Origin of the sequence: Wolbachia endosymbiont (group B) of Camptogramma bilineatum, from assembly GCF_947251825.1 — a bacterium.
GTDB lineage: Bacteria > Pseudomonadota > Alphaproteobacteria > Rickettsiales > Anaplasmataceae > Wolbachia.
Genome location: NZ_OX366391.1, coordinates 1,161,379 through 1,175,537 on the forward strand (window position 1 = coordinate 1,161,379; position 14,159 = coordinate 1,175,537).

General features: G+C 33.0%; 12 protein-coding genes. 8 read left to right on the forward strand and 4 right to left on the reverse strand.

Going from position 1 to position 14,159, the window contains the following annotated elements; genetic code table 11:
- Positions 1-16 precede the first annotated feature (16 nt).
- The 6 genes from OPR44_RS05845 (at position 17) to OPR44_RS05870 (ending at position 8,610) form a co-directional block, all read left to right on the forward strand.
- Complete coding sequence (locus OPR44_RS05845) at positions 17-1,033, forward strand: extracellular solute-binding protein (protein ID WP_265014675.1); 1,017 nt, start codon at positions 17-19, stop codon at positions 1,031-1,033.
- A gap of 80 nt (positions 1,034-1,113) precedes the next feature.
- Positions 1,114-2,001, forward strand: coding sequence for an aspartate carbamoyltransferase catalytic subunit (locus tag OPR44_RS05850; protein ID WP_265014676.1), 888 nt, complete (start codon positions 1,114-1,116; stop codon positions 1,999-2,001).
- 660 nt (positions 2,002-2,661) lie between these two features.
- Positions 2,662-3,636 (forward strand): ankyrin repeat domain-containing protein, encoded by a 975-nt coding sequence (locus OPR44_RS05855; RefSeq protein WP_265014677.1) that lies wholly within the window; start codon positions 2,662-2,664, stop codon positions 3,634-3,636.
- The gene (locus OPR44_RS05860) at positions 3,620-5,386 is read left to right on the forward strand and encodes a pentapeptide repeat-containing protein (protein ID WP_265014678.1); all 1,767 of its coding nucleotides are present in this window, start codon (positions 3,620-3,622) and stop codon (positions 5,384-5,386) included. The genes OPR44_RS05855 and OPR44_RS05860 overlap by 17 nt, the downstream gene beginning before the upstream one ends.
- 35 nt (positions 5,387-5,421) lie before the next feature.
- Positions 5,422-6,030 (forward strand): guanylate kinase, encoded by a 609-nt coding sequence (gmk, locus tag OPR44_RS05865; RefSeq protein WP_010406904.1) that lies wholly within the window; start codon positions 5,422-5,424, stop codon positions 6,028-6,030.
- Between the two features lie 243 nt (positions 6,031-6,273).
- Positions 6,274-8,610, forward strand: coding sequence for an ankyrin repeat domain-containing protein (locus tag OPR44_RS05870; protein ID WP_265014679.1), 2,337 nt, complete (start codon positions 6,274-6,276; stop codon positions 8,608-8,610).
- On the opposite strand, the gene sdhA is transcribed toward OPR44_RS05870, so the two are convergent.
- Both sdhA and OPR44_RS05880 read right to left on the reverse strand, forming a co-directional pair.
- Positions 8,582-10,381, reverse strand: coding sequence for a succinate dehydrogenase flavoprotein subunit (gene sdhA, locus OPR44_RS05875; RefSeq protein WP_264374968.1), 1,800 nt, complete (start codon positions 10,379-10,381; stop codon positions 8,582-8,584). The genes OPR44_RS05870 and sdhA overlap by 29 nt on opposite strands.
- Positions 10,382-10,589: 208 nt before the next feature.
- Positions 10,590-11,000, reverse strand: a complete 411-nt coding sequence (locus tag OPR44_RS05880) for a zinc-ribbon domain-containing protein (protein WP_264374967.1) — start codon at positions 10,998-11,000, stop codon at positions 10,590-10,592.
- 38 nt (positions 11,001-11,038) lie between these two features.
- Here OPR44_RS05880 and dapD point away from each other — a divergent pair, with 38 nt between their 5' ends.
- On the forward strand, positions 11,039-11,872 hold the full coding sequence (gene dapD, locus OPR44_RS05885) for a 2,3,4,5-tetrahydropyridine-2,6-dicarboxylate N-succinyltransferase (RefSeq protein WP_265014680.1): 834 nt from the start codon (positions 11,039-11,041) through the stop codon (positions 11,870-11,872).
- Here the strand turns inward: dapD and OPR44_RS05890 are convergent, their stop codons facing one another.
- Complete coding sequence (locus tag OPR44_RS05890; RefSeq protein WP_007302102.1) at positions 11,873-12,154, reverse strand: DUF2610 domain-containing protein; 282 nt, start codon at positions 12,152-12,154, stop codon at positions 11,873-11,875. It lies immediately after the preceding gene.
- Entirely contained in the window at positions 12,155-12,547 is a 393-nt protein-coding gene (locus OPR44_RS05895) for a hypothetical protein (protein WP_264374965.1), read from the reverse strand. It abuts the gene before it with no gap.
- An 82-nt stretch (positions 12,548-12,629) separates the two neighbouring features.
- Here OPR44_RS05895 and OPR44_RS05900 point away from each other — a divergent pair, with 82 nt between their 5' ends.
- A complete protein-coding gene (locus tag OPR44_RS05900) occupies positions 12,630-13,667 on the forward strand; it encodes a class I SAM-dependent methyltransferase (RefSeq protein WP_265014681.1) in 1,038 nt (345 codons plus the stop codon).
- The last annotated feature ends 492 nt before the right edge of the window (positions 13,668-14,159 follow it).

Consider the following 14,159-nt stretch of genomic DNA (forward strand, 5'->3'; position numbering starts at 1 on the left):
AGGAAGGGGTTTGTTTATGAAAAAAGGTTTAATATTTATATCTTTAGTAACGGCTTTATTGATAGTCGTTAATTTTTTATATAAAAATAGCGGAATTGATGATTCACAAGTAGTAAACGTTTATTCATCACGTAAAGAAGAATTAGTACATAGTTTGTTTGATGATTTTACAAAAACCACTGGCATCAAGGTACGTTATATCATTGACGATTATTCCCAATTGCTTTCACGCATGGAAAATGGCGGTGAAGCTGATTTGTTTTTAACTGCAGATGCAGTGAATTTGATTTTAGCCAAAAAAAGAGGGCTCTTATCTCAAGTGGATTCAGAGACTCTAAAAAATGCCATACCTGCAAAATTTAGAGATAATGAAGATTATTGGTTTGGTCTCACAAAAAGAGCTAGAATATTGGTTTACAATAAAGAATCAGTAGATCCCAAGGAATTAAGTACCTATGAAGATTTAGCGAATGAAAAATGGAAAGGGAAAATATTAGTACGCTCTTCCACAAGTCCATATAACCGATCATTGATCGCTTTTATGATTGCAAAAAATGGTTTTGAAAAAACAAAAGAATGGGTGAGTGGAATTGTAAGCAACATGGCAAGAAAACCAAGCGGTGGTGACACAGATCAAATTTATGCTGTAGCCGCTGGTGAAGGCAATGTTGCAATAGTAAATAGCTACTACTTTGCAAGAATCCTTTCATCAGAAAATAAAAAGAATATCACAGAAAAGTTAGGAGCTTTCTTTCCGAGTGATGGTGTAATGGTGAATATTAGTGGTGCAGCAGTAACAAAAAACGCAAAACACAGAGAAAATGCCATAGCTTTATTGGAGTTTTTTGTAAGCAAACAGGCTCAAGAGCTATATGCTAAAAAAAATCAAGAATATCCTATTGTTGAAGGTATTGAAACTTCTGATGTGTTAAAATCTTGGGGAAATTACCTACAAAGTACTCTGCCTATAAGTGAGCTTGAGAAGCATCTCTTTGAGGCTGTTATGATAGCAGATGAATGTAAGTGGAAATAAAATTTTATAGCTTCCTTCTACTTTACTTTACAGTTGTGTAATTGAAATTAAGAAAGTAGAATAAGCTCAAAAAAGGAGCTATGGACAAGAGAAGGAATTTATTAAATATCTCAGACCTCACAATCGGTGATGTAGAAAATATAACTAAATTAGCCAACCAATACCTTGAAGAAAAAGTTGAAAATAGTCATGTTCTGAAAAATAAAATAGTCATAAACCTATTCTTTGAAGATTCAACACGTACGCTCGCATCTTTTGAAATAGCAGCAAAGAGCCTTGGAGCAAATGTTATAACTTTACCAATAAAATCTTCTTCTATTAACAAAGGGGAAGATCTAAAAGATATGATAAAAACACTAAATGCAATGAATCCTGACTATATGATAATCAGGCATAAAAGTAGTGGTATTATTAATACATTGGCAAAGCATGTCAATTGCTCGCTAATCAACGTAGGCGATGGAAGCAGTGAACACCCAACTCAAGCTCTTGCAGATTATCTCGTAATTATCAGTCATAAAAAGCAAATAAAAAACCTCAAAATTGTGATATGTGGAGATATTTTGCACAGTAGAGTTGCAAGATCAAATATAAGATTGCTAAAAATGTTTGGAGCAAAAATAAGCTTAGTTGCACCACCAGCTTTGATTTGTAAGCATCTTCCTGAAGTATATTCACTTCACTATTCATTAATCGAAGGTATAAAGGATGCTGACGTAATTATGCTTTTAAGGTTGCAAAAAGAGCGCATGAATAATAATTATTCAGAAAAAGAATATTTTCACTTGTATGGACTTGATGCACAAAAACTATCGCACGCAAAACCAGATGCAATTGTTATGCACCCAGGACCAATAAATAGAGGTATCGAAATTAGCAATGATATAGCAGATTGTGTTATTTTACAGCAAGTAAAGTTTGGATTAGCAACGCGTAAGGCAGTACTGCACTATTTAATAAATGTTTAAGTTAAAAATTAATGTTTAAGGAATTTTAGACATAATGACCCTCCTATAAAGAAAAGATTTAGAAAAATATAACACACCTTATGACAGAAATTAAGCGTACGTGTACGCACTGAAGTAGACTGTGCTATATTTTTTATTGAGAAATTAATTGAAAAGTCTGCAGACTTGAATAAGGTGGATTTCGAGCTCTAAAATACCCTCATTTTTACTGATAATAATCAACTTACCAAATGTGTCAAGTATTTTTTTGCATTTAATTTACAACTACGAACGTTTATTTGCAAAAAATACTATAAACATAAAATGATAGATGTCATAAAAGTAGCCAGTACTGGCATCCAGTTAAATTTGTGAGTTAAAAGTTATGCTAAAATATAACGTTTCTAATGATGATGGAAAATGGATCCCAGTGTCAGCTACTTAGATGACATTGTTTAGTACGCAAATTACCACAATGTTCATACAGCTGTATACTGATTTCTTTAATGTCCGTACAGTTGTATGTCAGCTACTCAAATGACAATTTCAAATAAAACCTAGATAAAAGAGAAAAATAAATTTTTACATAATCATACTTGTACAATAACTAAAGCACTTTTTACTGTAGATTAATCATTTGATTATAGTATCATTTTAATTAAGCCTATATTTGCAATGTTTATGAAATATAAAGCATTCTTCATACTATTAATTGTTATATCTAACCTGCTTGCTGCAGAACAGCCTGAAGAAAATAAAAATGAAAGCAGTATAAATCAAGAAGACGTATCGAAAAGCAACACTGATGCTGAAAAAACTTCTCCGCTTCTGAGCGAACTCAAAGAAATCACAGACCCAACAAATGTAATCAATGAAGAAGTACCTTCAAGTAATCAAACAAACCTACAGTCTGAAGAGGAGACTAATATAAAAGATACCAAAGCTCTAACAAGTCCTTTATCAGAAGAAAAAAAAGAAGAACCTGAAGAGAAGAAAATCAGTCACAATAATCAAACAAACCTACAGCCTGAAGAGGAGATTAGCAAAAAAGACACCGAACTTTCAACAAGCCAATTAACAGAGAAAAAGAAAGAAGAACAGCCTGACAATATAACACCTGTGAAAAAAGAAAATGAAGAAAGCGAAAAATGGACAAAGCTAAACAAAGAAATAAAAAAACATAAAAGCAAGTCTATATATAAAAGACAATATGATAGCCTAAATGAGCACCTTCCTAAAACTATATTTACTGATGATTACAGTAAGCAATTTTTTTACTGCATCAAGAAGGGCAACTTAATTTGTCTAAGAGGAGTAATAAATAAGCTAGAAAAAATTGGATTAACAATTCAAGAAATACTAAGATTTAGAAATAAATTGGGTGATACTCCTCTAGTTTATGCAGTGAAACAAGGTGAAATAGACACAGTTCGCTTTCTCTTATTACAAGGTGCTGATCCTAGAGTAGTTGATAATAATTTTAAGTCCCCTATTGAAATAGCAATCGAAAGGAATCAGATCAACATAATAAACGCAATTGCCGAAATGATGCCATACCTTTTAGAGGATAAAGAAATAAACAATCAAGAAAACTCAGAGATGTATAACTTTGCTATAAAAATAAAAGAAAACAAGTGTGATGCAAAAGATAATTAGACTTTTGATATTAATTTTAGTTGGTCATTTATGCTATGGAGATGATGCAATCAATGATTTTTTAAGCGCTCTGCATGATGTAAAATACGTATCTTACAATACAAAAGATTTTGCTAAATTTTTAGTACAGTGTAATAAAGCCAGCATACCACAAGATTTTAAGAAAGGTTTTGGTCCTAATTTAAATGGTGCTAATTTTAGTCAATTGTATTTAAGCAAATCTATTTTTGATGGAGTAAGTTTAATTGGTGCCGATTTTTCTAACACCGATTTATCAGATGTGTCTTTTATCGATGTTGATTTACGTGGTGCCAATTTTTCCAATGCTAATTTACATGGCGTTAAAATAAAAGGCACAAATTTAAGTTTTTCAAAATTTGCTTCTACAAATTTAACAGATATCATATTTGATCAGTCTAATATCAGTTATGCTGATTTTATCAATTCTAATCTCAACAAAGTAAGTATGCGTAATATAATTGGTTTGCATACCAAGTTTTTGAATGTAAAAATGAATTTCTCCAATTTATCAAACTCAAGTGCCAGCTACATCAATTTTAGTGATAGTGAAATAAACGACACTGTTATGCAGAAAAATAATTTCGACAACGCAAGTTTCTTTGGAGTGGATGCACATAAGCTCAAGGTACAATTTTCTTCATTAAAAAATGCTAACATATATGGTGCAGAAATAAAAAAATCGGATTTTACAGGTAGCAATCTTTCAAACGCCTATTTTAATTCTTCCATTATAGTCAACAGTAATTTCGAAAAAGCCAATTTAAGCAATTCACAAATTTCCTATGTGAAAGGGGATAATTCAAACTTCATTAAATCTATACTAAATGGTTCCAAGATAAAACATGCATATGTTTTCGAAGCAGACCTTCAGGATGCTGACTTATCTAATATTGATTTTAGTTTTAGTGAATTGTATAAAGTTAACGCCTATGATGCTAACATTTGTCACGGAAAGTTTCATAATACTAAAGTTGTGAATTCTGACATGAATGGTTCGTTCTTTGACCATTCATTGTTTACCTCTGCAAAAATAGAAGATTCAGATCTTTCCACAACTTCAATGTATAAGACAAAAATTAAAGACTCTCAAATTTATAATAGTATTCTTTTCCACCATAATATGGATTCGAGTGAGATAGAAAATTCAATATTCTTCAAATTATTAGCTGATAATTCGAGCTGGTCTAAGTCAAAAGTCACTAATTCAAACTTTATTGAAAGTGATTTCAAATCCTCCGTGTTTTATGATAATACCTTTAGAAAGACTAGTTTTTTTCTTAGCAATTTGAGTAATTCAACAGTTAGTGATGTCTCTTTCCTCTCTTCAAGCATATATAAAAGTTCAATTGCTGATATTCATTTAACAGATTGCAAATTTGATAATTCAATTTTGATTGACAATCAAGGACAGACAAAAATTACAAATCTAGAGAATGCCATAACTTCAATTAAAGATCTGCAAGAGAAAATATCGCAGGGCAAAAAATTTGATGTAAATTATTCTTACTTTGAGTTTAAGGATATGAATTTAGAAAATGCTAATTTTTCTAATTCAATATTAAGTAGAGCAAAGTTTGTAAACGTTAATTTGAATAAGGCAAATCTTGAAAAAGCCGATTTACGTTATACTGTCTTTGATAATTCCTCTCTTATTGATGCCAATTTATCAAATTCTAATTTAGAGGGCTCTAGTCTTTTAAACTTTGATTCAAAAAATACAAAGTCTTAAAAAAGCTCTATAATGTACTTGTTAAACAAAGAAAAATGACCGTAAAAAATGAGGGCATACTACTGATTCTATCCTCTCCTTCTGGAGCTGGAAAAACTACTATATCAGAAAAATTACTTGAGCAATCAACTGATTTAGTTATGTCTGTTTCTATGACTACACGCAAACCTCGTCCCGGTGAAGTAAACGGAAAAGACTATTTTTTCGTTACTGAAGAAAAGTTTCACGAACTATGTAAGGCTGGTCAAATGCTTGAATATGCCAAAGTTTTTGAGAATTTTTACGGTATACCAAAAGATTTTATAGAACAAAACCTGAGTAGTGGAATAAGTGTTTTACTGAATATAGATTGGCAAGGAGCATTTCATTTGTTTGAAATCTTAAGAGAAAAAGTTGTAAGTGTTTTTATACTACCTCCCTCAATGGAAGAGCTTAGACTGCGTCTACAAAGGCGTAATAGTGATGATGAAATTGAAATAGAGCGTAGATTAGCCGAAGCGCAAAAAGAGATAAGTAAAAGTAATAAATATGATTACGTAATAATTAATGATGATCTTGATAAAAGCGTAGAAGAGATAAAATCAATACTAAGTAAAGGAATGCTTAAAAAATTAGAAGAAAAATCAAGTTTGAAAGATCTATAAAAACATTGGTTTGTCTCTTTCAGAGCACTCATGCTTCACAGTTTAGCCACATTTATTATTTTTTAAGATAAAATAGTTAAAATAGTAGACAAGTGCTAAAGTGGGGATTTGACTATGACAATAGATTTTCTAATAGAAACTAGTTTTCTGCCTTTTCACCTATATTTCGATAACATCTAGCTCAATTTAAAAGTTTAATACAATTCGTTAACGCCAAATAGCTTTTAATATTGAGGTTTTAATATGAGTATAGATCTAAGTATATCAGTTACTAATGCAAACAAACTAGATAAACATATAAACAAAAATGAAAAACAAGATAAAAAAGACAAGCAATTGTATAATATTATAGAGAGAAAGGTAAAAAAAGAAAAACATCAGCATAAAAAACCAGGAAGTCGAGATGGAACACTCAAGGAATGTAAAAGGTTATTTAAGGAAGGCGCTAGTCCTGAAGTATTAACTAAATTAGAAGAATCGCTTAGAGAACAGGAAAAATATCACAGATATTATGTCCAATGTTTCCTTCCAGTGCTAGGTGAAGTAATAGAACGATCGAAAAGAATATCAAATGAAACAAAAAAACAAGTAATTTCTGAAGTCACTAAAAGTTGTTTTAGTAGGCACAGCGAACAAGACAGTGGCTACGGTAGCGATTTTGAAGATGAAATAAACGGAATATCAGATTCTGATAGCGATTTTGAAGATGGAATAAACGGAATATCGGATTCTGATAATGACGTTCAATTACTAAATGCAATCCAAAATGGAAACAACAGGAAATTTAGAAAATACCTAAAAGATTGCACAAATGTCAGTGGCATAACAGATGAAAAAGGAAATAATATTTTACACCTTATTGCATCGCTCAAAAAGAAACAAAAGCTTAAGTTTCTAGATACCTTGATAAAAATAGCTAACGAGAAAAATTTAGTACAACTTGTTGATAGTGAAAATCAAGAAGGAAAGACTCCTTTTCAGGTAGCACTAATTAACAAGATAATAAAAGGGAAACATGAGTCTAATACAGTTAGAAGTAGCGATAATACACTTAAGTTTCTTGCAAAATTGTTAAAGTATGGAGCCAAGCTAAGCTTACCTACAGAGGATTTAGAAAAATTATCTAAAAAGCAAAATGAATACTATCTTAAATTTTTAGAGAAATTGGCTGAGCGAAAACCAGAAATAAAAACAAAAGTTGAAGAAGTTATAGCCCATACCATAAATACTCCAGATAGTAATGATAATTATCAATTACATTTAGCAATTAAAAATAAAGATGAGAAATCCTTTAAGGAGTTATTGCAAAAAGGAGCAGATATTAGCCTGAAAGATACAGATGGTAATAATGCTTTACATCTAATAGTTTTAGAATTAAAGCAAAAACGAAAGTTTGAATTTTCAAATATAATATTAAATATAAGTAAGGAGGAAGAAAAAGAGTATCTTAAAGCACAGTTTAAAAAAGCTATAAATGCTGAAAATACAGCAAAACAAACACCTCTTTATTATTTATTCCAGCATATAAAAGAAAAAAATGAGGATCGATCATGTACAGATAAAAAATTTGAAAAAACAAATAGATATAAAGCCTTAGAGTTATTTCTCCAAAATAGTGCAGACATTACTGCTCAAGACAAAGAGGGTAATAATGCTTTGCACTATATTGCTTCGCTAAAAGGAGAACAAAAGGTTGCATGCTTGGAGTTGATTTCCAGTTTAGTAAAAGAAAAAGAAATATCTGAAGATCAGTTAGGTAAGGCCATAAAGGCCATTAACGAAGAAGGAAGAACACCGCTACAAGTATCATTAACAAAAAAAGCAGAAAAAGGCAACCACCTTTCGCAAATGAAAACAATTTTTGATCTAGGGAAAAAGTACGACAATACAACAAAGTTTTGTGCAAAGCTGCTAGAAATAGGTGCTGATTACCGTTCTCTAAAACTAAAAGATCGAGAATTTCATACTGAAAAATATTATTGCACTTTACGTAATTTAGAAAATTACTCAAAAACTCCACAAGAAGGAAAGGTGAAAGCTAAAGAACTAAGGAAAAAACTTAAAAAAAAATATAACGTTAGAACTTTTTCAAAAAAATGTCAGCATATTCTACACAAAACAGGAGATGGCCTAAAAGCTGCATGGAAATGCATTGATCCGGGCAGGAGAGCTAGTGTATTGTTAGCAATCACAGTAGCAACTACTATTATTACAATGGTAACACTTTCTTGCTTCCAAGGACAAATTGCAATTGGAGCAGCGTTACCCATCATAGCTATAACAGGAGTGGTGTGTCTGATATTCACTTTGGGACTTAGCGACATTAGGAAGTCTGTTAAGGAATTAACCAACGATAAGCAAAGCCGTAAAGATGATCACCTAGCTGCAAAACAACCTAAAAATATTACTGAACAACAAAATTTAGCTAACAACTCAGCAGAGCAAGAAGTACAAAGATCGTCAGATCAATCAGAGCATACAGAAAGTCCAGCTACTCAAATGAGCAATATATCAATATCACGTCAATTTACAAATATGCTAGATGGATTGACTAATAAATTCTCTTTTCCGGGGCGATGAAATTAATCTCATCGCTCAGAGTTTTTTTAGCAACTTTTTTATAGTCAATTTCTACACTGACTTGGCTTTTCTCTTCTTTAAGCCATGCCATAGTATGTTTCATCCAATTTTTATCATCACGCTCGGGAAAATCTTCACGAGCATGGGCACCTCTGCTTTCCTTACGATTAGCTGCGCATTCCATGGTAATAACCGCTTGTGGAATCATATTTGCAAGCTCCAGTGCTTCAACCAAATCACTATTCCATATCATACTGCGATCTTCAACTGCAATTTTAGGCATCATTTTTGCTACTTCTTTTATAGCTTTTTTACCTTCTTCTAAAACTTCAGCAACACGAAATACTGATGCATATTTCTGCATAGTGTGCTGCATTTCACTGCGTATTTTTGCTACTTTGAGCTCTCCAGAAGCAAATCGCATTTTATTAAATCTATCTACTATCCAGTCTGTGCAGTCTAAATGCAATTTTTTATGTGGTGCATCAGGTTTCAATTTTTCTTTTGCTCTGAGCGCTGCAGCTCTACCAAAAACCACAAGATCAAGAAGCGAGTTAGAGCCAAGTCGATTTGCACCATGTACAGAAACACATGCCGCTTCTCCAATTGCAAACAATCCATCCACTACTTCTTCCTTACCTTCCTTCAGTGTTATCACTTCTCCATGATAGTTGGTTGGAATACCGCCCATGTTGTAGTGAACAGTTGGAATAACAGGTATCGGATCTTTAGTAACATCAACTCCTGCAAAGGTTTTTGCTGTTTCACTAATACCTGGCAATCTGAGTTTGATCACTTCCGGATCAAGATGCGATATATTCAAGTACATGTGATCTTTCTTTGGCCCAACTCCCCTTCCCTCTCTAATTTCAATTGTCATTGCTCGACTTACTACATCACGAGAAGCCAAATCTTTTGCCTTTGGCGCATAACGTTCCATAAACTTCTCACCCTGAGAATTAACGAGGTACCCACCTTCACCGCGGCATCCTTCCGTCATCAAGCACCCTGAGCCATATATTCCTGTTGGATGAAATTGCACAAATTCCATATCTTCAAGTGGCAACCCAGCTCTCACCACCATGCCATTACCATCACCTGTGCAGGTGTGTGCACTTGTTGCAGAGAAATAAACACGTCCATAACCACCTGTTGCTATTACCACAGAATGTGCACGAAATCTATGCAACGTACCATCACACAGAGACCAAGCTATCACCCCACAGCATGTCCCTTTGTCCATAATCAAATCGATTACAAAATATTCGACAAAAAATTCAGCGTTAAATTTAAGACATTGCTGATATAGAGTATGAAGAATTGCATGCCCAGTTTTATCTGCTGCTGCACAAGTACGCTGAGCCGATTTTCCTTTACCAAAGTGAGTTGTCATTCCACCAAAGGCACGCTGATATATTTTTCCATCTTCCGTACGAGAAAAGGGTACACCAAAATTTTCAAGTTCAATCACAGCTTTTGCAGCATTTTTACACATATACTCTATTGCATCTTGATCGCCAAGCCAGTCTGAACCTTTTATTGTGTCATACGCATGCCAGCGCCAATCATCTTCAGCAATGTTGCTCAAGGCTGCACTAATTCCGCCTTGTGCTGCAACTGTATGACTTCGTGTAGGGAAAATTTTAGAAATGCAGGCAACTGAAAAATTAGTTGCAGCCATTCCAAGTGTTGCTCTAAGCCCTGCTCCACCTGCACCTACTATCACCACATCATACTCATGCTCTATGATTTCATACGCTGACTTATCCATATCCACTTATTTTATCATCACAGGCTTATAATATCACAGAAGTAGAAAAAATCTATACAAGTTTTCTGGATGTAAGCTTCTGAAACAAATCTATAGTAAACGATGTAATAACAACCATAGGGTGTTATGAAAGTAGCTGACATTGGAATGACACTATCATAAAGGAATAAGTGTAGTTATTTGCATAACATTGATGACTTATGCCTATTTAATTAGATCTAAAATTAGATAGAAAAAGGTAATCTTGATAAAACTCATTTACAACAAGTTCTCTCGCACTTGAATTTTCCGTTTGCACTTTTTTGTATCCTAATTTATGGCTTATTGAATCTTTATATGAACTAACTGCTTTATATATCTTACTTACCTCTCCTGGAAAGATACCACCAACAATTATAACGCATAACCCTGCAACTGTTGCAAAAGCTAGAGTTAAACTTTGCCTCCAGCTAGCTTTTTTTTCTTGTATACCAGCAGGGCACAATTCACTTGACATTTCTTTTAGATACTCATGCCACATGTGATTGCAGTTTGTACATTTCACTTTTCTTCCAGATTCACCTATTTGCCCACGAGATACTAAGTAAGTTTTAGTACAATTATGACATTGTATTTTCATAGTGCTTACGTATAAAATAATATAAATTTGATATCAATATGTATATAATAAATGAAAAATTTGCAACTAAAAAATTACAAGATGAGATCGAAAATATTTGGAAAGATAAAGAAAAACTTAACCTAAAACACGAAGCAAGATTAATAATCAAAGAGGTAATTGAGTTACTTGACAGTGGTAAAATTAGAGTAGCAGAAAAGCTATCAAGTGGAGAATGGATAGTACATAAGTGGATAAAGCAGTCAATATTATTACATTTCCTCACTGAGGAAAGCAAAATAATAGACAACACCAATTGCTGGTTTGACAAAATCGGTAGTAAGTTTAGTGAATGGAATGAAGAAAAATTTTACCATTCAAAAATTAGAGCAGTTCCTGGGTGTTTTGTCCGCCAATCTGCTTACATAGGTAAAAATGTTGTTCTAATGCCAAGCTTTATCAACGTTGGTGCATACATTGATTCTGGCACAATGATAGACACTTGGTCAACAGTTGGTAGTTGTGCACAAATAGGAAAAAACTGCCATATTTCCGGTGGAGTGGGAATAGGCGGAGTTCTCGAGCCTATTCAAGCTTCTCCAGTCATTATAGAGGATAATTGCTTCATTGGAGCGCGTAGTGAGGTAGCCGAAGGTGTTATAATAAGAGAAGGATCAGTCCTTGGCATGGGTGTGTTTATTGGAGCATCAACAAAAATTATTGACAGAGAAACAAGCAAGGTATTTTATGGTGAAGTACCACCTTACTCTGTAGTTGTATCAGGATCTACTCCACCTAAAAACAACATTTCAACCTATTGCGCAGTTATAGTAAAAAAAGTGGACGAGAAGACGAGATCAAAAACTTCTATAAATGAAATATTGAGAATCTAACTACTTACCGTCACTTTTTTTATCATTATTACTAACTATAGTAATGGCATATGCGCATAATTCTGGAAAAGAGATCCCGTTTTCTTGAGACAGCTTGTATAATTTTTGCAAACTTTCTTTAACTTTATTAGGAATGTTTCCTCCACGCTCCTTTGCAAGCCATGAATCTTGATGGTGAATTGGATGAGTATCACCCTTTGGATTTCCTATATATACTGCAAAAGGTGCATTCTGTCCTTTAAAATCACACTGTACAGTAAATTTTTTTATAGACTCAGCCATTTAAAGACCTCTACTTTTCTTTTTAACCGATTTTATAGAAGATACAAGAGGTGGTTTTTTGATAAAATCTTGCCTATTAAACACACTTTCTTTGCCTTCTAAAGCTCGACGAACATCGGCTCTGCTTAGCTGTGACTCTTTTGCTACCCTCATTCCATGCTTTACCATAATATTAGTATATGCTAACACTTTTTTTACTAACTCTAGATCACCATTCAACATTTGAACCAATGCTTGAAATACCTCCGCTAAAGTTAATCCATCAGCACTTACAACCTTATTTTCTACAAAATTGATAGCTTCTTTAAATTTATATTCAATACCATCATCTTGAGGTATAAGGGTAACATAATCCGTATCTTGATTGTCCATAACCAAAGCAATACTACTCATATGTTTTTAAACTTATATTATATATATAAATACTCCACTATTTTATAGTATGGCACGCTATAGTTAAATGTTTATTAATAATATGCTTACTTATATACACGAATTAATTGATAAAAGCCAAGGATCAATATCCATCAGTAATTTTATGAATGCTGCTCTATATCATAAAGAGTACGGCTATTACATGAATAAATTACCACTTGGCAAAGATGGTGACTTCATTACTGCACCTGAAATTAGTCAGCTATTTGGTGAAACAATTGCAGTGTGGATAATGAATACATGGGAAAAATTAGGAAAGCCATCAAAATTTTCTCTAGTTGAACTTGGACCAGGTAAAGGAACACTCGTTCACGATATAATAAGAGTTACTAAAAAATACAGCTGTTTTTTTAGCTCAATGAACATTCATCTAGTTGAGATAAGCCCTATTTTACAGAAAATACAAAAGGAAAAATTAAAGGGATTAGATATTAACTGGCACACAAATGTCAACAACTTACCAAATCAGCCAACTATTTTTTTTGCAAATGAGTTCTTTGATGCTCTTCCAATTGATCAGTTTGTTTATCGTGATGGGCAGTGGTATAAAAATAGAGTGATGAAACAGGATGGCGGTCAGTGTTTGACACTCAAATCCAGAAGAAAAGGATCATGTGTTCCAGCATCATCTATTCAGATAACAAATGGAAAACTTTTTAATGGTGCGGTAGTAGAAGTATGCTTAACTGGAATTGAAATATTAAGAAAGCTTGAGAAGAAGATAGTCAATAATGGAGGAGCTGCTTTGATCATAGATTATGGCTATATATATCCTTCATACAAGAGCACTTTGCAATCGATAAGGCAGCATCAGTATGCTAATTTTCTTAAAAATATTGGTAACAGTGATATTACTGCACTTGTAAACTTTCAAGCATTAAAAGATTCATTAAAATACTTAAATTGTGAGATTTTAACTCAAAGAGAATTTTTATATTTGTTTGGTATAAAGGAAAGAGCGCAAGCTTTAATGGAAAATGCAAGTAATGAACAGAAGAATAAGATCTTCAGTGAATTTTTAAGGTTAACTGAAAATATGGGTACTCTCTTTAAGGTAATGCTGATTCACCATTTGTAGTCTTGTGTAGTTCTTATGTAAAACATACAAATACTAAAAAATTTACAGAATAAAAAAGGTAAAAGAAACGTATCTGTTCAGCAGAGTAGCAAAATAAGATAGACAGATAAGACTATCATAGGAACAAATAGGTGTCATGAAAGTAGCTGACACTGGCATGACAACAAAAAAGTTACTCAAATGACACCCTTTTGATGCACAATTTTTGGTGCATCACGTACTGATTTTCATCCAAGACGATGTCATGCCAGTAGCTGACACTGGCATCCAGCCTTTTCGCGCAAAAAACGTTGTAAAGTGTTTACCAACTTAGTTGGATCCCAGCTGGAATGACACTTAGTTATGCAAGAAATCTATTGTCAAAAAAATTACTTCCGCATATTTTGAATCTGATTATAATGACAATTAGAGATATTTTAAGAGCTCAAAATCTATCTTTGTCTGCAGACTTTCAGTTAACTTTTCAATAAAAAACGTAGCGTATCTTTTTCA